The sequence below is a fragment of the Massilia sp. BGA-UO-ETr-WB1 genome (genome assembly GCF_059567845.1).
Genome location: NZ_JCAQOT010000027.1, coordinates 1,250,610 through 1,271,912, shown reverse-complemented (window position 1 = coordinate 1,271,912; position 21,303 = coordinate 1,250,610). Strand labels below are relative to the sequence as shown.

15 protein-coding genes are annotated in these 21,303 nt (G+C 66.1%); 10 read left to right on the top strand and 5 right to left on the bottom strand.

The window, feature by feature from the left end; genetic code table 11:
* The first annotated feature begins 1 nt into the window (after position 1).
* The 5 genes from AC56DV_RS32345 (at position 2) to AC56DV_RS32325 (ending at position 8,220) form a co-directional block, all read left to right on the top strand.
* Positions 2-1,120 carry an ABC transporter ATP-binding protein gene (locus AC56DV_RS32345; RefSeq protein WP_496318298.1) on the top strand — a complete coding sequence of 373 codons (1,119 nt, stop codon included), beginning with the start codon at positions 2-4 and terminating at the stop codon, positions 1,118-1,120.
* The gene (locus AC56DV_RS32340; protein ID WP_496318297.1) at positions 1,117-2,085 is read left to right on the top strand and encodes a carbohydrate kinase family protein; all 969 of its coding nucleotides are present in this window, start codon (positions 1,117-1,119) and stop codon (positions 2,083-2,085) included. Before AC56DV_RS32345 ends, AC56DV_RS32340 begins: the two co-directional genes overlap by 4 nt.
* 86 nt (positions 2,086-2,171) lie before the next feature.
* Positions 2,172-5,027 (top strand): TonB-dependent receptor, encoded by a 2,856-nt coding sequence (locus AC56DV_RS32335; protein WP_496318296.1) that lies wholly within the window; start codon positions 2,172-2,174, stop codon positions 5,025-5,027.
* Between the two features lie 155 nt (positions 5,028-5,182).
* Positions 5,183-7,054 carry a LodA/GoxA family CTQ-dependent oxidase gene (locus AC56DV_RS32330; RefSeq protein WP_496318295.1) on the top strand — a complete coding sequence of 624 codons (1,872 nt, stop codon included), beginning with the start codon at positions 5,183-5,185 and terminating at the stop codon, positions 7,052-7,054.
* On the top strand, positions 7,051-8,220 hold the full coding sequence (locus AC56DV_RS32325) for an FAD-dependent monooxygenase (protein ID WP_496318294.1): 1,170 nt from the start codon (positions 7,051-7,053) through the stop codon (positions 8,218-8,220). Before AC56DV_RS32330 ends, AC56DV_RS32325 begins: the two co-directional genes overlap by 4 nt.
* 67 nt (positions 8,221-8,287) lie before the next feature.
* Here the strand turns inward: AC56DV_RS32325 and AC56DV_RS32320 are convergent, their stop codons facing one another.
* Positions 8,288-10,258 carry a hypothetical protein gene (locus AC56DV_RS32320; RefSeq protein ID WP_496318293.1) on the bottom strand — a complete coding sequence of 657 codons (1,971 nt, stop codon included), beginning with the start codon at positions 10,256-10,258 and terminating at the stop codon, positions 8,288-8,290.
* 53 nt (positions 10,259-10,311) lie between these two features.
* Between AC56DV_RS32320 and AC56DV_RS32315 the strand changes: the two genes are divergently transcribed.
* On the top strand, positions 10,312-12,138 hold the full coding sequence (locus AC56DV_RS32315) for a DUF885 domain-containing protein (protein WP_496318292.1): 1,827 nt from the start codon (positions 10,312-10,314) through the stop codon (positions 12,136-12,138).
* Here the strand turns inward: AC56DV_RS32315 and AC56DV_RS32310 are convergent.
* The gene (locus AC56DV_RS32310) at positions 12,122-12,304 is read right to left on the bottom strand and encodes a DUF3606 domain-containing protein (RefSeq protein ID WP_057156374.1); all 183 of its coding nucleotides are present in this window, start codon (positions 12,302-12,304) and stop codon (positions 12,122-12,124) included. The genes AC56DV_RS32315 and AC56DV_RS32310 overlap by 17 nt on opposite strands.
* A 205-nt stretch (positions 12,305-12,509) precedes the next feature.
* Here AC56DV_RS32310 and AC56DV_RS32305 point away from each other — a divergent pair, with 205 nt between their 5' ends.
* The 3 genes from AC56DV_RS32305 to AC56DV_RS32295 all read left to right on the top strand — a co-directional run bounded on the left by AC56DV_RS32305 (position 12,510) and on the right by AC56DV_RS32295 (position 16,389).
* Positions 12,510-13,910, top strand: coding sequence for a Dyp-type peroxidase (locus AC56DV_RS32305; protein ID WP_496318291.1), 1,401 nt, complete (start codon positions 12,510-12,512; stop codon positions 13,908-13,910).
* Between the two features lie 89 nt (positions 13,911-13,999).
* Positions 14,000-14,323 (top strand): hypothetical protein, encoded by a 324-nt coding sequence (locus AC56DV_RS32300; RefSeq protein ID WP_496318290.1) that lies wholly within the window; start codon positions 14,000-14,002, stop codon positions 14,321-14,323.
* An 80-nt stretch (positions 14,324-14,403) separates the two neighbouring features.
* The gene (locus AC56DV_RS32295; RefSeq protein WP_496318289.1) at positions 14,404-16,389 is read left to right on the top strand and encodes a TonB-dependent receptor; all 1,986 of its coding nucleotides are present in this window, start codon (positions 14,404-14,406) and stop codon (positions 16,387-16,389) included.
* 11 nt (positions 16,390-16,400) lie between these two features.
* On the opposite strand, the gene AC56DV_RS32290 is transcribed toward AC56DV_RS32295, so the two are convergent.
* The 3 genes from AC56DV_RS32290 to AC56DV_RS32280 form a co-directional block, all read right to left on the bottom strand.
* Positions 16,401-16,553, bottom strand: a complete 153-nt coding sequence (locus tag AC56DV_RS32290) for a hypothetical protein (RefSeq protein ID WP_496318288.1) — start codon at positions 16,551-16,553, stop codon at positions 16,401-16,403.
* A gap of 232 nt (positions 16,554-16,785) precedes the next feature.
* Positions 16,786-17,838, bottom strand: coding sequence for a DUF2278 family protein (locus AC56DV_RS32285; RefSeq protein WP_496318287.1), 1,053 nt, complete (start codon positions 17,836-17,838; stop codon positions 16,786-16,788).
* Positions 17,839-17,946: 108 nt separating this feature from the next.
* On the bottom strand, positions 17,947-19,608 hold the full coding sequence (locus tag AC56DV_RS32280; RefSeq protein WP_496318286.1) for a glycoside hydrolase family 43 protein: 1,662 nt from the start codon (positions 19,606-19,608) through the stop codon (positions 17,947-17,949).
* A 105-nt stretch (positions 19,609-19,713) separates the two neighbouring features.
* Between AC56DV_RS32280 and AC56DV_RS32275 the strand changes: the two genes are divergently transcribed.
* Positions 19,714-21,303, top strand: coding sequence for a glycoside hydrolase family 43 protein (locus tag AC56DV_RS32275; RefSeq protein WP_496318285.1), 1,590 nt, complete (start codon positions 19,714-19,716; stop codon positions 21,301-21,303).

The window sequence follows — 21,303 nt, the reverse complement described above, 5'->3', positions numbered from 1 at the left end:
TATGGCATCCATCGCATTGCAGGGCGTCGGAAAGACCTACCCTGGCAGGGAGGCGCAGTACATCCTGCGCGACGTCGGCTTCACCATCGAGGACGGCGAATTCGTGGTCCTGGTGGGGCCGTCCGGCTGCGGCAAATCGACGCTGCTGCGCATGATCGCCGGGCTGGAGGAGATCAGCGCGGGCGAGATCCGCATTGCCGGCGAAAGGGTCAACGACACGCCGCCGGCCAAACGCGGCCTGTCGATGGTGTTCCAGAGCTATGCGCTGTACGCGCACATGAGCGTGTTCGAGAACATTGCCTTCGGCCTGAAGCTGGCGCGCGTGCCCAAGGCCGAGATCAAGGCTTCGGTGCAGTCGGTGGCGAAGATGCTGCAGATGGAGCATCTGCTGGAGCGCCGGCCGCCGCAACTGTCGGGCGGGCAGCGCCAGCGCGTCGCCATCGGCCGCGCCATCGTGCGCAAGCCGCGCGCCTTCTTGTTCGACGAGCCGCTTTCCAACCTGGACGCCGCGCTGCGCGCCGACATGCGGGTGGAAATCGCCCGCTTGCACCAGCAACTGGGCGCCACCATGGTGTACGTCACGCACGACCAGGTGGAGGCGATGACGCTGGCCGACCGCATCGTGGTGCTGGGGCCGGCCGGCGTGCAGCAGATCGGCGCGCCCATGCATTTGTACGACCGGCCCGCCAACGTGTTTGTGGCGGGCTTTATCGGCAGCCCGAAGATGAACCTGGCGCCGGGCACGCTGGACGCGGACGGCCAGCTGCGCCTTGGCGGCGCGTGCCTGGCCTGGCGGGCACCGCCCGGCGCGCCGGCCCAGCTCACCGTCGGCATCCGCCCCGAACACTTGCAGGCCGACCCGGCCGGCGCCATCGAAGGCGAGGTGCTGCTGGTTGAGCGTCTTGGCGCGGAGTCCTACGTGCACCTGGTGGTGGCGGGCCTGGACAAGCCGCTGATGGTGGTGATGCAGGACCAGCCGCCCGCCGCCGGCACGCGCTGGCGCGTCAGCCCGGTGCCGGGCCGGCTGCACGTGTTCGGCCAGGACGGCCTCCGCCTGGAAGCGGGCGCGCCGGAAAACAACGCAACTGCCGGCCAGGCCGGCTTACCGGAGGTAGCATGATCATCGTGTGTGGAGAAGCGCTGTTCGACGTGTTCAACGACGGCGATATTGGCGGCGGCAGTGGTGGATGCAGCGCCGGCGGCATCGGCTATGCGCTGTCGGCGCGCGTGGGAGGTTCGCCGTTCAACCTGGCCATCGGCCTGGCGCGGCTGGGCGTGCGGCCGATGTTTTTCGGCGGCCTGTCCACCGACATGTTCGGCCGCAAGCTGGCCGCCACGCTGGAGGGCGAGGGCGTGGACCTGTCCTGCGCGCCCCGGCCGGCGGCGGCCACCGCGCTGGTCACGATCGACCTCGGCGAAGGCGGCGTGCCGGCCTACACCCTGTATGGCCACGCCACCGCTGAACGCGCGCCTGCGCTGTCCGACCTGGAGCGCGTGCCGGCCGGCGCCGCAGCCATCCACGTCGGTTCCTACTGCATGGCGGTCGAGCCGGTGGCCGGCACCCTGCGCGAGCTGGTCGCGCGCCAGCATGGCCGCAGCCTGATCGCCTTCGACCCCAATGTGCGCCTGACGATACAGCCGGACCGCGCGGTCTGGAGCAGCGTGGTGGCGTGGATGCTGCCGCGCACCGACCTGCTGAAGATCAGCGACGAGGACCTGCGCCATCTTTACCCGGACCTGGCGCCGCGGGAGTTCATCGCCATCGCGCTGCGCGCCGGCGTGGCGCTGGTGGTGGTCACGCGCGGCGGCGAGGGCGTGCTGGCGGCGACGGCGGCGCTGGCGCCGTTCGAGCTGCCGGCGCTGAAGGTCGACGTGGTGGATACGGTCGGCGCCGGCGACACCTTCCAGGCGGCGCTGCTGTCCCACTTGTCGCGCCGGGGCTTGCTGACGCGTGCCGGGCTCGAGGGCCTGGACGCGGCGGCGCTGCGCGGGGCGCTCGGCTTCGCCGGCAGGGCGGCGGCGCTCACCTGCTCGCGGCGCGGCGCCGACATGCCGCGCTTGAAGGAGGTGCCGTCAGACGATTAGATAGCTGTAGCAGGGATGACAACGTTAGACAAAGCAACTACCCTGGCCGACGCAAGTGGCCTGATAATCATAAAAGGAGACGCAGCATGAACTATTCGATCACTCGTTACATCAGCCGCTCGGCGGCATTGGCCATCTGCCTGGCGCCGGCGCTGGCGTTTGCGCAGCAGCAGGGCGCAGTCCCCGCAGCCCCTGCCGCCCCCGCTGCCGCCCCGCAGCCGGCCGCCGAGCCGGCCGGCGTGGATCCGTCCACGGTGGTCATCGTGACCGGCGTGACCAAGACCACCACCAAGAAGAACGCCACTTTCTCGATCAATACGCTGGGCAGCGAAGAAATCCAGCGCCTGGCGCCCATGAGCACGGCCGACCTGCTGGCCAACTTCCCCGGCATCTATTCCGAGGGCAGCAGCGCCGGTGAAGCCAGCAACAACATCACCGTGCGCGGCCTGCCGGTCACCGGCGGCTTCCGTTATGCGCCGCAGCTGGTGGACGGCCTGCCGGCCTACGAGGAACCGGAGGCGCCGTTCATGAACAACGACGTCTTCGTGCGCGACGACCTGATGACCGAGAGCGTGGAGGTGGTGAAGGGCGGCCCCGGCGGCATCCTGTATTCGAACGGCCTGGGCGCCACCGTCAACCATGTTACCCGCACCGGCGGCGACCGCCTGGCCGGCGGCTACAAGGCGGAATACGCGGACTATGGCTTCCTGCGCCAGGACGCCTTCATTTCCGGCCCGCTCGGCGCCAACCTGACCGGCGCGGTGGGCGGCTTCTACCGCCGCAGCGACGGCGTGCGCGACACCGGCTACACCGCGGACCGGGGCGGCCAGGTGCGCGGCAACCTGGTCTACACCAGCGACGACCGCAAGACCACTGCCCGCGTCGATGCGCTGATGATCAACGACCGCACCGCCTTCTTCCAGAACCTGCCGATCTCGGTGCCGCGCTTCAGCAACCCCGGCACGCCGGTCAACCCGACCAAGATCGACCAGGACACGATACAGCCGCTGGGCATCGACTTCGCGCACGGCACCACGGCCTCGCCATACAACCGCCGCTTCACCATGATGGGCGAGTACGGCACGCGCACCATCGACCAGGCCGACGGCATCCATCCCAACTTCAAGATGTTCACCTTGAGCGGATCGAAGGAGTTCGCGGACGGCTGGAAGCTGTCGGCCGGGCTGCGCCACACCACCGGCACCAGCGGCTTCAACGCCGTCTTCACCGGCAACGACACGGCGACCGCCGCCAACTTCCTCAACGCCCGCTACCAGAACGACGTGATCTCGCCGGCGCATGGCGCGGCGCTGGGCTGCAATCTGAACAACGCCAAATTGATCGGCTACTTCAACGTCCCGGCCAGCAACGCCTGCGCCGCGTTCGCCAACATCAGCCGCGAGGACTTCATCAAGAAGTACGCCAAGGCGGCCGGGGTGGCGGGGCGTTACCTGAACGACGGTTCCGCCGTGCCGGGCACGGTCAACCTGAACTTCCAGGTGCCCTTTATTGCCGACGTGGACGCTTCCAGCACCTCGCTCGACCTGAAGACGCAGAAGTCGTTTGAGCTCAAGGGCTCGCACGACGTGACCTTCGGCGTCTACAAGAGCCGCTACAGCTATGCGCCCAACTTCCAGGCCGGCCTGCTGGTCACCGACGTGGCGGCGCAGTCGCGGCCGGTGGACCTGATCGTGGTGGATGCGCAAGGCGGCCAGGTGGGGCCCAGCCTGACTTCCGGCAGCGCCATCCTGCCCGGCTGGTTCGGGTTCGTCAGCCAGATCCACGGCGACGGCAACGCGGCCTATCTGCTCGACCACTGGGAAACCATGGGCAACAAGCTGAAAATGGACGTCGGCGTGCGCTGGCAGGACTTGAAGGCGGGGGTGACGCGGCGCGACCGCAACGTCAGCACCGACCTGACGCCGGCCGGCGTGGTGGCCGGCTCGATCCAGGACACCACGGCCGACAACGAAATCAGCCTGCCGGGCGATCCGCATACGCTGAACAAGACTTACCATGGCCTGGGCTGGTCGGTCGGCGCCAACTACAGCTTCAGCAAGGCGTTCGCCGTGTACGGGCTGGCGTCGAAATCGTTCCGCCTGCCCAGCCTGCAGGACTTGAATGACCTGAGCACCGCTGCCGCCACCGTGGTCAACGGCAAAACCGTGGAGATCGATGCGGTCGAGAGTATCCGCCAGTACGAGATGGGCCTGCGCTACCTGACGCGCGGCTTCGGCGCCTCGGTGGCGACGTTCTACAACAACTTCTCGCCGCGCAGCTCGGTCAATATCTACCGCGACATCGCCTCGTCCAGCTGCGCAACGCAGGGCGGCGTAACGCAGATTAACTCCTGCCCCGAAGTGGCGCAGCTGTACAAGCGCGGCGTGCGCAACATCGGCGCCGAGGTGGAGCTGAGCTGGCGCCCGGCGGCGGTGGACGGCCTGGAGCTGAAGGGCAACGTGGTGCTGCAGAATCCGAAGGTCACCGGCGCCAACTACACCATCACGCAGGAGGACAAGAATGCGCAGGGCGTGATCAGCGGCTACCACTACGTGCAGATCAGCGAAGACGGCCGCCGTCCGCGCCGCCTGCCGAAAGTGATGGTCAACTTCATGCCTTCGTACGACCTGAAGCCGCTGACCGACATCCCACTGAGCGTGTATGCGCAAGTCCAGTACTACGGCTCGCGCTTTTCGGAAGCGACCGACAGCAACGTGACGCTGTATCCGGCCTACCATATCGTCAACGCCGGCGCGCAGTACCAGGTGAGCGAACGCTGGAAGGCGCACCTGCACGTGGCCAACCTGACCAACCAGCTCTCGTTCACCGAAGGCGATCCGCTGTTCAACGACCTGCTGTCGCCGGACGGCACGCGTAACCGCGGCGTGGCCCGGCCGCTGTTCGGCCGCACCATCCGCTTCAGCATGACGTATATGTTCTAAGGCAGGCTTGCATCGTGGCGCCAGGCGGACCGCTTGCCGGTCCCTGGCCCACGCTACGTTTTCGCTAGTTATTTCGCTGTGACAAAGTGCGTATATCGGACGCATTCCTTGGGGGTATATTGCCTTTCCCACCCACGCCAACGGAAAGGAATGCCATGTCCGCCCCCAGCTCGACGCAACAGGATACCCGTATCGTCAAGGCCGCGATTTATCCGCCGATCGGCATCGCCCGGGTCGGCAACAGCGCCACGGAGTTCTACATCGGGCCCGAGGTGCCCGATCCCGTGCCGGAGCCGGCCGGCTATTACCGCGACGCGGCGGGCGCCATCAAGCGCCAGGCTGCGCGCTTCCGGGTGTATGGCCTGAACGCGGCCGGCGAGCCGGTGGCGGAACTGAACGCCAGCAATGCCGATATCGTCTGGTCGGCCACGCTGGCCAACACCAAGGCCGCGTGGTACCAGTTCCAGATCGCCCTCGACATCCCTGAGGCGGCCACGGCGCCGGCTTCCTTCCTGCGCAACATGGCGGTGGCGGAGCGCTCGGTGCTGGCCATCACGCCCGGCGAGCGCCGCATCTCGGGCTGCGAGCAGCCGGAAGTGCCGTTCGACAGCGGCAGCTTCATGGGCATCCCGGTCTATCTCGGCGAACTACGCACCGACACCATGGGGCGGCTGATCGTGCTGGGCGGCCACGGCAAGTCGGCCTCCTGGAACGGCGCGCGCGCCATCACTTTCGCCAACAACGAGGGCTGGTACGACGACACGTCGGACGGCCCGGTGAGCGCCACCGTGCACTATCAGGGCCAGCAGCTGGAGGTCGATCCGGCCTGGGTGGTGGTGGCGCCGCCCGACTATGCGCCGCAGCAGAAATCGGTGCGCACCATGTGGGACTTGATGCGCGACCTGTTCGTCTCCACCGGCAAGCTGGCGGCGCCGGCGCAGCCCTCGTTCCAGCACGACGTGCGCCCCATCTTCGAGCGGCTGTCCAACCTGCAGTGGGTGAACGCCGGCTTTGCCGCCGCCTTCGGCTGGGAAGGCAGCACGCCGTTCAGCCGCAGCGAATGGATGCAGCGCCTGGCCAGCCCGGACGAGAGCCGCAGGGAGTGGCGCCAGGTGATCTACAACCAGTTCCGCCAGTTCCAGCGCGACGCCTGGGCGCCGTCGCCGTGGCCCTGGCTGTACGGCGACGCGATGGCGGTGCCGCCGGCCGACACGCCGCGCCAGAACGTCGCCCTCAGCAATCTGCAACTGCGCTTCCTCAAGCAATGGGCGGACGGCGAGTTCATCGCCGACTACGCGCCGGACGCAGCGCCGCTGCATTCGCTGGACGACGTGCCGCTGGCGGCCCAGCCGGAGGCGCTGCTGCGCGCGGCCATGGAATTCTGCCTGGCGGACGCTTTCCACCCCGGCTGCGAAATGACCTGGCCGATGCGCCAGGCCAGCATGTACGCGGCGCCGTTCCGGCTGGCGCACCGGCCGCCGGGCTGGGTCGAGCCGGACTATGGCGCGGTGCTCACGCCGGACAATATCGCCGGCCCGTGCGCAGCGCAGATCGCCGGCGGCGTCACGCGCTGGATGGCGGTGCCGTGGCAGACCGACACCGCCAGCTGCCGCTCCGGCTACCAGAAGAGCTACGACCCCTATGTGCCGACCTTCTGGCCGGCGCGCGTGCCCAACCAGGTGATGAGCCGCGAGGCTTACGAGACGGTGATGAATCCGGAGCTGCCGCTGGGCGAGCGCATGGCCGCTTTCGCGCGGCGCGCGGCCTGGCTGCGCCCGCTGGGCAACACCAGCTACGAAGACCAGATCAACAATATGATCGCCGACATCGCGCAAATGGGCGTGGTGGAAGTCAGGCCGGGGCCGAAGGACGTGGCCCTGTTCCCGGCGGCGCTCCAAGTCGAGCAGCTGCCAGGCGCGCCGCACGGCAAAGGCTTGCTGCGCGCGGCGGCGGTGCCCGAGGAGTTCGAAGATATCGACCTGGAGGCCACCGAGAAGGCGCGCCACTTGCGGCGGCACGGCTCGTGAGCGTGTTGCGGGCCGACGTGCTGGTGCTGGGTGCGGGGCCGGCCGGGGCCACTGCGGCCCTGAACCTGGCCGGCGCGCGCCGCGTGCTGCTGGTGGAGCGCGCGGCCGAGGCCCAGCCGCGCATCGGCGAATCCTTGCCGGCAGCCGCCGCCCGCCTGCTGGGCGACATGGGCCTGCTCGACGACTTCCTGCGCCAGGGCCACGCGCGCTACCACGGCAACCGCTCGCTGTGGAACGGCGTGTTCGCGGAGCAGCACTTCATGCGCGATCCCGATGGCCCCGGCTGGCACCTTGACCGCGCGGGCTTCGACGCCTGGCTGCGCATGGAGGCCCGGCGGCGCGGCGCAGCGCTGCTGGCGCCGGCCGAGGTGGCCGGCATCGAGGCCGATGAAGACGCCGGCGCCGGTGCGGGCAACGATGCCGGCGGCCCGGCAGGCGCCGGCTGGCGGGTGCGCCTGCGCACCGCGCGCGGCGAGGTCGACGTGCACGCCAGGCTCGTCATCGACGCCGCCGGACGCGGCGCACCGCTGGCGCGCACGCTGGGCGCGCGGCGGCAGCGGCTGGACCGCCTGGCCTGCGGCTGGCTGTACGGGCGGGACGAAGCAGGGGCAGCGGATGGCGCAGTGAGCGTGGGCCGGGCGGGGCAGGGCTTTTCGCAAGTGGAGGCGTGCCGGGACGGCTGGTGGTACAGCGCGCCGCTGCCGGGCGGCCGGCGCGTGCTGGCCTTCCATACCGACGCCGACCTGGCGCCGCCAACCGGTTTGCGGGACGGAGCGGCGCTGCTGGCGGCGGCTTGCGCATTGCCGGGCATGGGACCGCTGCTGGCGCAGGCGCGCTTCGCGCCGGACGGCGGCGCGATGGCGACCGCCGCGCATTCCGCGCAGCTCGACGCGGCGGCCGGGCCGGGCTGGCTGGCTGCCGGCGACGCCGCCATCAGCTTCGATCCGCTCTCGTCGCAGGGCATCTTCAACGCGCTGTACACCGGCCTGTGCGCCGCCGAGGCGGCCAGCCGCGCCCTGCAGGGGGATGCCGCCGCGTACGGCGGCTACAACAGCGAAATCGCCGCCATCGGCGCGGCTTACCGGGGCCATCTGGCTTACTGCTACGGCCAGGAGCGGCGCTGGCCGGCAGCCCCGTTCTGGCGGAGGCGGCACGGCCAGGCGTGACGGCACCGCGATTCAGTGCAGCCATTGCCGTCCGGCGCCAGGCGCATCAGGCAAGACCAGACCCTTCTTAGCTCTCCGGCACGCCGGCCGGCAGGCGCAGCTTGGCATTCTCCAGCTGCAGGCGCAGGCATTCCATCATGGTGCTGGCGTGCAGCTGCTTCATGGAGGCGTTCTCCTGTTCAAGCGCGTGCACGCGCAAGCTCTCCAGATGCAGTCCGATGCGATGCACGCTATTGCGCAGCTCTTCAATCTGGTCCGGGCGATAGCGCCTGCCGTTGCGCTTGGGGCCCACCAGCAGGAGTCCGGTGATATGGTCGCGGACCAGCATGGGGAAGGCCAGCTCGCCGTATTGTCCCAGCTTGCACTCGCCGAGCCGCAGTACATCTTTGCGCAAACGTAGTTCCACCAGCAGCTCATGGTCTGGCTGCAGGCGTTGCGTGACATCATGCGTGGCCGCGTGGGCGAGCCGGAAGCTGCCGTCGTCCTGGCCTAGAAAGACCGCGCCGCCTGTCGGGCGGACAAAATCGTTCACTGCCGCCAGGAAGCGTGGCTGCAGCACCTCGGGATCGGTGTAGTAGGCTGCAGTCTGGATGAAGTGGCGCAGGCGCTCGGACGCCTGGTGCCAGCGGTGAAAGAAGGTGTGATCGACGCGGTGGTTGACGAAGTGGTGGAATCGGTTAAAGCAAAGGATCACCCCGAGCGCCACGGCGGCGTCGATGAAGATGTTCTGGCTGCGCGAACTGAAATGCAGAGTCTTGTCGACGACGAACTCGGCGAGGCCGAACACCACGATCAACGCGGAGCTGATGATGGTGTAGACCAGGGCGCGGTTGATGAAGAAGCCAAAGTCGAGCACGCGGTGGCGCAGGATGCCATACAGCAGCAACACATGGGCGATGAACGCGATGCCGTCGCGTGCGGCCTCCCTCCATGCGGGGTGCCACCCGACCAGGTCCGCCAGGCTGCCGAACAAGTAGCTCGCATAGGCAGTTCCCATGCTGATCCCGACCCATGCGAGCCGCACGCGCTGCAGACCGGCGCTGCAGCGCCACGAACGCCAAAGCGCATGTATGGCCACGGCGCAGAGCGAGACCGACAATGTATCGCGAATGGCCGAGCGCGGGAACCATGGCACGACGTCAATCCATTGCAGCTGGAGGGCGAGGCCGTAAGCCTGTATGGATAGTTCGCTGGCGAGGAAGAGGTAGAAGAGGCGGGCGGCCCAGCGGCGCGTGGAGATAGGCCTGTCCTCTGGATAGGTGAGCGAAAAATAGTAGAAACACATGAACGTCAACGCTGCGAACGCAGGGTGGAGAAATTCGGCCACCGCTTGTGCCGCGCCGGCCGGCAGGTAGAACTGGGAGAACCATCCGGTCAGAATGAGCAAGGCTTGGGACAAGGCGCGCATGGAACGGCTTTCCGGACGCCGCAGACCGACCAGCAGGCCGGCCGCCAGTGCGAACCAGGCGAGTCCCCACTGTACAAAAAACTCCGCCTGCCGGATTTGCAGCGCCTGTCCGGCCAAGGGCAGCGCTTGCAGCACCATATGCCGCGTTTGGCCGGTGGCGGCGGATTTCCACGTTACGCCGATCAGTTCGGCCTGGGACATGGAACGAACGCGGTCGCCTTCGCGGTCAAATGCCAGCTGGTCGCCGGGGCGTGCACCGGCGGATGCCAGCGGCGAGTCCGGAGCAAGCGTCAGTATCGTTCTGAAATTCTGCGTGGTGCGCGCCCCGGTCGTCACGCCAGGATGGCCGGCCACCTCCGGGTGCAGCGAGCGGGGCGCGTAACTCATGGCCCAGAGAGCCAGGGCGCAAAAAGCCAACGCCTGAGCAAGCAGGAACGACTTCCAAAAGCGTATCATCGCGGCGCATCCCATTCTTGTGGAATGGAACAATATTACCAAAGCAATGGTGCTGAAAATAAAAAAAAGATAACTATTTTCGCGGGTCCGTGCGGCCGCCGCCACGTGCACCGGGTGGGGCGGGCGGCGCGCGCGCCGCTGGCCCAAGGCGCTGCGGTGCTTTTTCGTTTTCAATGCACTAATTCTGTGCAAATATAGACGACTCAGCTACTTTCACACGCCGACCCATGAAAACTTCGCTTTCCAGTCTCCTCTTCAGCGTTGGACTGCTGGCCTTCGCGCCTGGCTTTGCTCACGCCGCCAAGGCCGCCACCCCGGCCACGCCGGAAAAAATGAACCAGATCTACGCGGAGTATTGGGAAGAGTATTCGAAGGCGAATCCGGTTTCCGCCACCTTCAACGGCGACAACCGCTATAACGACCGCTTCGGCGCCATCACGTCGAAAGAGGCGCTGGCCGAGCGCAAGCGCCTGGCCGACAAATACCTGGCCCGCACCGCCGAGTACGACCCGGCCAAGCTGGGCGCCGAGGACCGCATCAGCTACGATCTGCTGCGCTACAAGCTGCAGCAATCGCTGGACGACATGCGCTTTCCGTCGCAGCTCACGCCCATCAACCAGACCTTCAGCCTGCACCTGCTGTTCGCGCAGCTGGGTTCGGGCAAGCTGGCGCAGCCTTTCGCCACGGTGAAGGACTACGAGAACTGGCTGGCCCGCGCGGCCGGTTTCGCGCCGGCGGCGGACGCCATGATCGCCGACATGCGCGCCGGCATGGCGCGCGGCGTGGTCCAGCCGAAGATCGTCACCAGGCAGATCCTGCCGCAGCTGGAGAACCTGGGCACGGCCGACCTGGCCAAGAGCGTCTACATGGCGCCGGTGCGCCAGTTCCCGCAGGACTTCAGCGAGGCCGACAAGGTCCGCCTGACGGCCGCCTATTCGAAGCTGGTGGGCGAGCAGATCGCGCCGGCTTACCAGCGCCTGCTGGCCTTCATGCGCGACACTTATCTGCCGGCCAGCCGCGACACCGTGGGCCTGGGCGCGCTGCCGGATGGGAAGGCGTGGTACGACTCGAAAGTGCGCAGCTCGACCACGACCGCGCTGAGCGCGGAAGAGATCCACACCATCGGCCTGAACGAAGTGGCCCGCATCCGCGGGCTGTTCGAGCAGGCCAGGGAGCGCGTCGGCTTCAAGGGCACGCTGAAGGAGTTCTTCGTGCACCTGAACACCGCGCCGGAGCAGCGTTTCAGCACCCGCGAGCAGATCCAGGCGGCCTATGAAAGCCTGCGCCCGCGCGTGGAGGCGAAGACGCCGCAGTTCTTCGGCAAGATCCCCAGGACGCCGTTCGAAGTGCGCCCGGTGGAATCGTTCCGCGAAGTGAGCGCCGCGCCGGCGCAGTACTTCCCGGGCCTGCCGGACGGCTCGCGTCCCGGCATCTTCTACTACAACGCCTACAAGCCGGAAACCCGCACCCGCTTCACCACGGTGGCGTTCTTCCTGCACGAAGCGATTCCCGGCCACCATTTCGAAATCAGCCTGGCCAAGGAGCAGAGCGGCTTCCCGGCGTTCCGCCGCAACGAGGGCACCGGCGCGTTCAGCGAAGGCTGGGGCCTGTACAGCGAGATGCTGGGCCAGGAGATGGGCTTGTACGACGATCCGTGGCAATGGTGCGGCCGCCTGTCGGCCGAAATCTGGCGCGCGGTGCGCCTGGTGGTCGATACCGGCATCCACGCCAAGGGCTGGACGCGCGAGCAGGCGATCGCCTATTTCATCGACAACGTGCCGCAGAACGAAGTGGTGGCGGTGCAGGAAGTGGAGCGCTACATCGCCGCGCCGGGCCAGGCGCTGAGCTACAAGATCGGCGAATTGAAGCTGCGCGAACTGCGGGCGCGGGCCGAGAAGCAGCTGGGCGCGAAGTTCGATCTGCGCGCCTTCCACGACGAAGTACTGTCGCACGGCTCCGTGCCGCTCAGCGTGCTGGAAGCGGCAGTGGACCGCTGGCTGGCGCGCCAGGCGTCGGCTGCGGGCGCTAATGCGGGTGCTAGTGCAGGCTCTTGATTTTCCGCACCACGTTCTCGACTACCGGACCCACCTCGTTGACGATCTCAACGAGGGTTTCCTTCGGTACGCCGAGCTTTTTGCTCCAGTACGCCACTTCCCATTCTTTTTCCACGTGGATACGCGAGCGGTCCCGCTGAAACAGATCGACTAAATTTTCCGCCATGTGTGCTCCTGATTTTTGGGGCATCACTATAGCGTCGATGTGGTCCGGCTTCTGTGCGCCAACGCACATTGAACGCGCAACGACCCGCAGGAAAAATTTCCAATGTGATATTTCGTGTATTTCCCGTGGAAACGGCGACCTATATTGAATCGCAGTCCGGTGGTTTGATATTGATCAAAACTTCTACCCAAAAGAGGGAAATACCATGGCACTGAATCTGAACCAGACGCTTGCATGGACGAAGTCATTGGCGGCGCAGCTGCCGTCGGCGGCGGCCGAACTGGCCATGCTGAATGATCTGCAGGGAAATATCCTGAAAGGGCACGGCCGTGAGCACACGCTGAACTTCTTTATCGCCTTCGACAAGGCGCAACCCGATGCCGGCAAGGCGTTTGTACGCGAGATAGGTGCGGGCATCACGACCGCGCTCGACCAATTGACCGGTGCGCAAATATTCAAGGCGACGGGCAAATCCGCCTCGCCGTTCATGGCCTGCCTGCTGACGGCGGACGGCTACCGCGCGCTCAGGCTGGAGCACGCGATGCCTGAGGATGCCGCGTTTCGGGCCGGTATGAAAAACCGCCCGCTGAACGATCCTCCGCCGGAAGAATGGGACCCGGGCCTGGCGGCGGAGATCCACGCGCTCATCATCGTGGCCGCGTCGTCCGCCGACGAGCAACTGGCCTTGCAGGCGGAGTTTGAACAGCGCATCGCTCAGGCCGGCGGATCGGTGACCCTGCTGGCGACCGAATTGGGGCGCGCCGTCTTCAATAGCGACCAGAACGGTATCGAGCACTTCGGCTATGTTGACGGCCGTAGCCAGCCGCTGGCGCTGCAGGAGGACGTGGACCGGGAGGCCAAGCTGGGCGGGATCGATCAGTGGAATCCTGCCATTCCGCTGAGCCAGTTGCTAGTGGCTTGCCCGGGGGGCGCGCTAGAGGTGAGTTGCGGCAGCTATTTTGTGTTCCGCAAGCTGGAGCAGGACGTGCAAGGCTTCAGGCGCAGGGCGATCGATCTGGCCGAGCTGATGTCGGGCGACGGAGCAAGGGCCGGCGCCAGCGTGGTGGGACGCTTCGAGAACGGCACGCTCGTCACGCTCAGCGACGTTGCGATTCCCGTTGCGGCGCCGGGCGCCGCCGGGTTGCCCAATAACTTCAATTACGCGAAGGACAAAGACGGCCTCAAATGTCCGTTCGCCGGCCATATACGGAAAACCAATCCGCGCGATGATACCGGCGATTCGAAAGACCACCTGATGGCGCGGCGCGGGATTCCGTATGGAGAACGCAAGGACGATCCCCAGGATGGCAAGCTGGAAACCAAGCCGACGGGCGGCGTCGGCCTGCTGTTCATGGCCTACCAAAGCGATATTGCGAATCAGTTTGAATTCACGCAAATGATGTGGGCCAACAACAAGGATTTCCGCCGTCCGGGAACCGGCATCGACCCGGAAATCGGCCAGCCTAAAGGCGCAGGCCCCCAACGCTATCCCAAGGTGTACGGAAAGTCCTTGACGGACCCATTCGACTTCTCCGGCTTTGTGACGATGAGAGGCGGTGCGTACTTCTTCGCGCCGTCCATTTCCTTCCTGAAAACGGTGGAATAGGGAGAACGAGGGATAAATAGGCAGAATGTCAAATCGCGGTTAGAATACGCGGTTTCCACACCAGCGAATTGACCGACGTGCTACGCCGTATGCTGCCCCTGCTGATTGCTTACCTGTTGCTGATGTCGCAACAGGTAGCGCTGTCACACGGCTATACGCACTGGGCGCCGATGCAAAAGGCGGTCAGCGGCGAAGTGCTGGCCTCGGCCGGCGCCGCGCCGGAAGCCACGCTGGTGGACCACATCTGCCTGCAATGCGTGGCCGCTGCGGAACTGGCCTTTGCCGTTACCAGCCCGCTGCTGCGCTTTGCGGCGCCGGACAGCAAGCCGGTGCTGCCGGCGCAGCTGTTCCTGCAGGTGCGCGAGCGCCTCGCCACCGTCGTATTCCAATCCCGGGCTCCCCCGGTCCTCTGACAGAAAAACGCACCCAGTCAGGCATGCGCGCCAGGAAGGCGCGCAGCCGCTTCACGTCTTTTTTTGTTTTAGAGGTTCATATGATTTTCACCCGTACCCTGATCGCCACGGCGGTCCTGTCCGCCATTTCGTCCGCCGCTTTTGCCCAGTCCACCGACGCGGCCATCCCCAAAGTGCTGGTTACCGCCAGCCCCTTCAAGACGGCGGAGGGCGACCAGATCCTGACCCCCGCCAAAGTGCTGGCCGGCGACGAGCTGCGCGACAAGATGGGCAGCTCGCTGGGCGATACGCTGTCGCAGGAACTGGGCGTGTCCGCCTCGGCCTTCGGCGCCGGCGCTTCGCGCCCCATCATCCGCGGCCTGGAAGGCGCGCGCGTCAAGATGCTGGAGAACGGCATGGCGGTGTCGGACGTGTCCGGCCTGTCGAACGACCACGCGGTGGCGGCCGAAGGCGCGGTGGCGCGCCAGGTTGAAATCCTGCGCGGCCCGGCGGCGCTGCTGTACGGCTCGGGCGCCATCGGCGGCCTGGTCAACGTGGTCAACGAGCGCATTCCAACCGCGCTGGAAAAGAAGCCGACCGGCCAGCTCGAGGCGCGCTACAGCACGGTGGACAGCGGCAAGAACCTGTCCGGCACCGTCGATGGCGCGGTGGGCCAGTTCGCGCTGCACGTGGACGGCAACTTCCGCAATGCGGACGACTACAAGATTCCTGGAAACCGCGTGGTCAACGACCCCGACTCGGCTTCCGGCCGCCTGCCGCATTCGGCCACGCGCGAACGCAACGCGGGCCTGGGCGGTTCCTATATCGCGGACTGGGGCTTTGTTGGCGCTTCCGTGTCGCGCCTGGACAATGTGTACGGCATCCCGAGCGACGAAGGCTCGAAGATCGACCAGAAACAAACCCGCTACGACATCGACAGCCTGGTGCGCAAGCCCTTCGACGGTTTCGAGAGCTTCAAGTTCAAGGCCGGCTACACCTCCTACGAGCACGCGGAGCTGGACGAAGAGAACGCGCCTGTCGTCATCTTCAGCAACCGTTCGCTGGAAACCCGCGCCGAGCTGGCGCACAACCCGATCGCCGGCATGCGCGGCACCTTCGGCGTGCAGACCGAGAACACGCACTTCTCGGCGCTGAGCCCTGAAGGCGCGGCCGACACCGTGCCGGTCACGCATTCCACCTCCACCGCCGCCTTCCTGGTGGAAGAGGCCAAGGTGGGCGACTTCCTGCTCAGTGGCGGCGTGCGCGCGGAATCGGTCAAGCGCAAGCCGGTCACCGGCCAGGACCGTTCCTTCAACCTGAATTCCGGCTCGCTGGGCGCGCTGTGGACCTTCACGCCGGGCTACGGCGCCGGCGCCACCTTCTCGTACGCCGAGCGCGCGCCGGCCACGGAGGAGCTGTACTCCGGCGGCCCGCACGACGCCACCGTCACCTTCGACATCGGCAACCCGGACTTCAAGAAGGAGGCGTCGCGCAATATCGAATTGAGCGTGCAGAAGACCACGGGCCTGGTGCGCTGGAAGGCCAACGTCTACCGCAACAAGGTGCGCGACTTCATCTACGGCCATATCACCGGCAACCTGCTGGACGAGGAAGGCAATCCGGGCGACGAACTGCGCGAGCGCATTTTCGAGCAGGCCAACGCCACCATCAAGGGCGCGGAAGCGGAGATCACCTACAACGCGCAGGGCAGCGGCTGGTCGGGGCGCCTGTTCGCCGATACCTCCAAGGGGACGCTGGACAACGCGGGCAGCCTGCCGCTGCAGCCGGCCACCCGTTTCGGCGCCAGCGTGGGCTACCGCGAAGGCGCATGGCGCGGTGGACTGTCGCTGGTGCACGCGAATGGGCAGGACCGCCTGGCTTCCTTCGAAACCACGCCGACCGCATCCTACAACCAGGTCAACGCCAACTTCTCGTACACCCAGAAACTGGGCGGCCAGGACGTGACCTGGTTCGTGCTGGCCAAGAACCTGCTGAACGACGAGATCCGCACGTCGACCTCGGTGCTGAAGGATATTGCGCCTCTGCCGGGCCGCAACATCGTGCTGGGCGTGCGCACCAAGTTCTGATTGGCGCCTGATCAGCGCTTGGGCCTGCGCTTGGTGTAGGAGCCCGAGCGCGGCGGTTTCCTGGCACGGTATTTAGCGATGCCGCGCCAGGACCATACGCCGAAGGCGATGAACACCAGCAGCAGCAGGGCGGCGGACCAGTACGTGAAAGACTGCGAAAGCATGGGGCGTGTGCATGGCTGCTTGAAAGGGCGGCCATTCTAGCACGCGCCTTGCTCAATTCCGCCTGGCCTGGCAGGTATATGGGCCGATGACGCATGGCCCGGTCCAGGCAGCAGGCAGCGGCAGGGCTGCGCCCAGGCTGGCCTGCAGTGGCTGCCTGGCATGGCGCGCACGTGCAAGCCATCGCTGCGGGCGACTTCTCTCATGCATGACTCCTGCTGTAGGGTGGAGGCGTCAGAACTTGATGGAGTAGCCCGGATTGGACGCCTGGGATTGCGTGTAGCTGACGCCGTCCACCCGCAGCCCGTCCGCATTCAGCAGTGTAATGATGCCGCCACGGTTGGGCAGCACGGCGGGTGGCTTGAGCGTGACGCGCAGCGTGTCGCCCGGCTCGATGCTGCCGCTGAGGGGCATGCCATTCTTGTCCCTGTCCAGCAGCTTCCATCCGGCAAGATCAATGCGCTGGGAGGTGACATTAAGCAGGGTAACGGACTCCACTTCGGGCGACTTGACTGAATTGACCAGGGCCGAAACCACGCGCACTGCGCCGTCCGGCGCCGCCGGCGTGGGCCGGCTGCCCGGCAAGAACGGACTGCCGGTCGTGCCGCCGTTCGAAGGCGGCCCGCTGACATCGATCGATATGCGGTGGCCGGTGCGGTCGTCGCTGTGCCAGCCCTGCGACTGGAACTTGAGGAAGATGCCCACCCACTGGTTCTGCTTGGGGAAATTCAGGAGCAGGGCGCCGTCCTGGTAGACGCCGTCGTCGCGCTTGAAGTCGCCGGAATTGGCTTGGTTCATGTGGATGTCATGCACGCCATTGCCGGGGAGGAAACCGAATATTTTGTCTTTCTTGCCCGCTTCCGGCCCCCAGCGTTCGCCGAAAGCATACAGCACGGCATCCTCGTCGGCCATGGCGCGCTGTATGTGCTGGTCTATCTTGTCGTTCAGGTCGTTGTCGGGGCCGTCCATGGCCAGCGGCAGCGGGGTCAGCTTACGCGGGTCAAACAGATTGCTGCGAATGAAGTCGAGCGCGGGGCCGCCCGGTTTGGACGCCAGCGGCTGCCAGCCTAGGGGCAGTTCTTGAATAGCGGCTATGACGGGATGCTGGAAATTGCTGTCGACCAGATATTCCACTTCGGATGGCTTCAACTGCGACCGGACGTTGACCGCAATGCGGTAGTCGGTGTCGTTGTCGACAACATATACTTGGTAATGAGCGTTGCTGCTTGATCCGAGTTGCCGGTCGATGGGACGTCCTTTCAGGACACCGTATTCTTTCAGTGGCATGGCGTGCTCCTGGAGTTGGAAGGGAGAGTGCGCCCCGGATGGCGCTTGTTGTGTTTTGGAAGCACTCACCACTTTAGCTCGCCATATGGAGAATAAATACGCGAATTGTCACAGCCCGTTTTGCCAGACGTAGGGGCCGATGATGGTGCCGACGAAGCCGCCGGCCTTGCGGGTGGACAGGAAGGTGGCGTCCACTTTATCGGCCAGCGTTTTCGTCTTGCCGCCGACGGTATAGCTGAACGCCATGCTGCCGCCGTCGGCCTTCAAGGTCAGCGTCGCGGTGTCGCCCGCAAGCGGCGCACTGGCCACCAGCACATCCTCGTTCGACTTGGCCCTGGTGTACAGGGCCACCACATTCTTGCCGCCGATGCGGCTTATTCCGTAGAACAGATGGGACTCGTCGCTCTGGTAGGCCAGCAGGCCGGCGCGGTCGCCGTCGCGCTCAGGGCGGAAGCTGAGCGTGGTGGACACCGTGGCGATGTGGTGCTGCTGGCGGCGCGCGATAAAGGACGGCGCGCTTTTCAGGTCGCCCAGCTTGCCGGCCGACTCCAGCACCAGCTGGCCCTTTTCCAGTTTGTAGAACGGCGTGGCGGGCGTGCGCACGCCCAGCCACTGGTCGGACAGCGTGCTGCCGTTGAATTCGTCGGTGTAGCTGATGTCGCCCGTGAAGGGCTGGACCGGACGCACGCCGCTGCCCAGGCCCGGAATAGTCGGCTTGGGCGCCGTGAACGGGATGCGCTTGCCCGCTTCCAGTATCGTCGGCCAGCCTTCCTGCCACGTCACCGGCAGCAAAAAGGTTTCGCGGCCGATGTTGTACAGGTCCGGGCCATAAGGGCGGGTGGCCAGGAAGGTGGCCCACCAGTCGCCGTTCTGCGTCTGCACGAACTTGGCGTGGCCGGCCGAGGTGACCGGGTTGGCGCGCTTGCCGTCCAGCGAGCGCTGGCTCAGGATGGGGTTGTGCTCGTAGGGCACGAATGGGCCGCGCACGCTGGTGGAGCGGAACACCACTTGCGAGTGCTGGTCGCCGGTGCCGCCTTCGGCTGCGGTCAGATAGTAGTACTCGCCGCGCTTCAGCAAGTGCGGCCCCTCGATCCAGATCGGCTTGGTGGAGATGTCGACGCCGCCGTTCACGATCAGCGTGCGCTCGCCGACCATGGTCAGTGTCTTCGGATCGAATTCCTGCACCCAGATCGCGCGGTGGCCGTCGTAGCGCGGCGTTTCGATCGGGTCGCCGTTGTTCACCATGTAGGCCTTGCCGTCCGTGTCCCAGAAGATGGACGGGTCGATGCCGCCGAACTTCAATGGCTTGGGATCGGACCACGGGCCGGCCGGGTTGGTGGCGGTCATCACCACGTTGCCGCCGCAATCGACGCAGGTGGTGGCGATGTAGAACACGCCGTTGTTGTGCGAGATGTCCGGTGCGTAGATGCCGCGCGAAGAGCGCAGGCCCTGGAAGCTGAACTGGCCGGGGCGGTTGATGGCGTTGCCGATCTGCTTCCAGCTCACCAGGTCGCGTGAATGGAACACGGGCAGGCCGGGGTAATGCGTGAAGGAGGAGTTGATCAGGTAGTAATCGTCGCCCACGCGGGTGACCGACGGGTCCGGGTAGTAGCCGGACAGGATGGGATTGCGGAATTCGTTGGCGCCCGGTTGCACGGCTTCCTGTGCGTGGCCCTCGTAGCTGAAGCGTTCAAAGCGGGCTTCGCCGGCGTATGCGGCGGTGCCGGTCAGCGCGGCGGCGGCCATGGCCGCCAGGTATTTTTGTCTCATTGTTTTTCGTCTCATTGTTGATCTATACCATGTCCTGTAACATAATGAATAGCGCTACCATAATCATCCTGCCGTAATCGGCATAAGACGTCAACAGGAGATACGATGAACCGACTTTGCCGCAGCACCGCTGCAGCATGGATGGCCGCGCTTGGCCTGGCCGGACTGCCCGTCTTGCCGGCAGGCGCCGCCGACAACGGCAACGGCAGCTACACCAACCCGCCGCTGTACGCCGACTACCCGGACCCGGACATCATCCGCGTGGGCGAGGACTTCTACTTCGTCACCACCACCTTCGCCAACAGCCCGGGCCTGACGCTGCTGCATTCGAAGGACCTGGTGAACTGGGCCTTCGCCGCACACCTGGCGCCAAAGCTGGACGGCGACGAGCGCTTCGACCTGAAACAGGGCGGCGCCTACCGGCACGGCATGTTCGCGGCCAGCCTGCGCCATCACGCCGGCATGTTCTACGTGGCGGTTACGCCGGTCAACCAGAACACGCGCATCTACTACAGCAAGGACATCAAGGGGCCGTGGGCCTATCACACGCTGGACCGCGCGGCCTTCGACCCTGCCTTGTTCATCGAGCCGGACGGGAAGGCGTATATCGCCACCTCCGGCGGCTGGGACGGCACGGTGAACCTGCTTGCGCTCAGCAGCGATTTCTCCAAAGTGGAGGACTCGCGCAAGATCCACTATTACAAAGGGGCGGAAGGCTCGAAGCTGGTCAAGCGCGGCGAGTACTACTACCTGTTCAACGCATTGCCTTCCAAACTGGCGCTGGTGGTGTCGCGCGCGAAAAGCCTGTACGGGCCGTGGGAGACCCGCCCGCAGATCGACGACCGCACCGGCGGACACCAGGGCGCCATCGTCGATATGCCGGACGGCGGCTGGTATGGCTTCGTGATGGTGGACGCGGGACCGATAGGGCGCATGACGAATATCAGCCCGGTGTTCTGGGAGGACGGCTGGCCGGTGTGGGGCACCAGGGAGGCGCCGGGCCGCGTGCCTGCGGTGGCCGTCAAGCCGATACAGGGCAAGCCGGTACTGGCGCTGGCGGCGTCGGACGATTTCAGCGCGCCGGTGCTGGGGCTGCAGTGGCAGTGGAACCACAACCCGGTCGACAGCCGCTGGTCGCTCAGCGAGCGGCCGGGCTTTCTGCGCCTGAAGCCGACTGGGGCGAGCGAGTTCTGGACGGCGCGCAATACGCTGACGCAGAAGGGGCAGGGGCCGTGGAGCCGAGGCGTGGTGTCGCTCGACGTGGCCAATGTGAAGGAGGGCGACGTGTGCGGCTTCGGCACGCTGGGCAAGTTCAACGGCCATATCGCGGTGGTGGGCGGCGCCGGCGGCACGCTGTCGCTGCGCATGGAGGTGATCGAGGATACGGTGTCCGGCCGGAAGGGGGAGGTGCGCGTGCCGGCACTGCCCTTATCGGCTTCGGCCTTGCCGCAGCCGGGCAGGCTCCACCTGCGCACGGACATGGACTTCAAGACCAACCTCGCGGAAGTGGCTTACAGCCTGGACGGCAAGCAGTGGCACGGCCTGGGCGGCAGCTTCAAGCTGGCCTATGACTGGCGCACCGGCACCTTCCAGGGCCAGCAGTTTGCGCTGTTCTGCTACAACCCGAAACCCGGCGCGGGCTACCTCGACGTGGACAGCTTCGAGTTCACCCGCGCCGAGGCGCCGCCGGTCTAA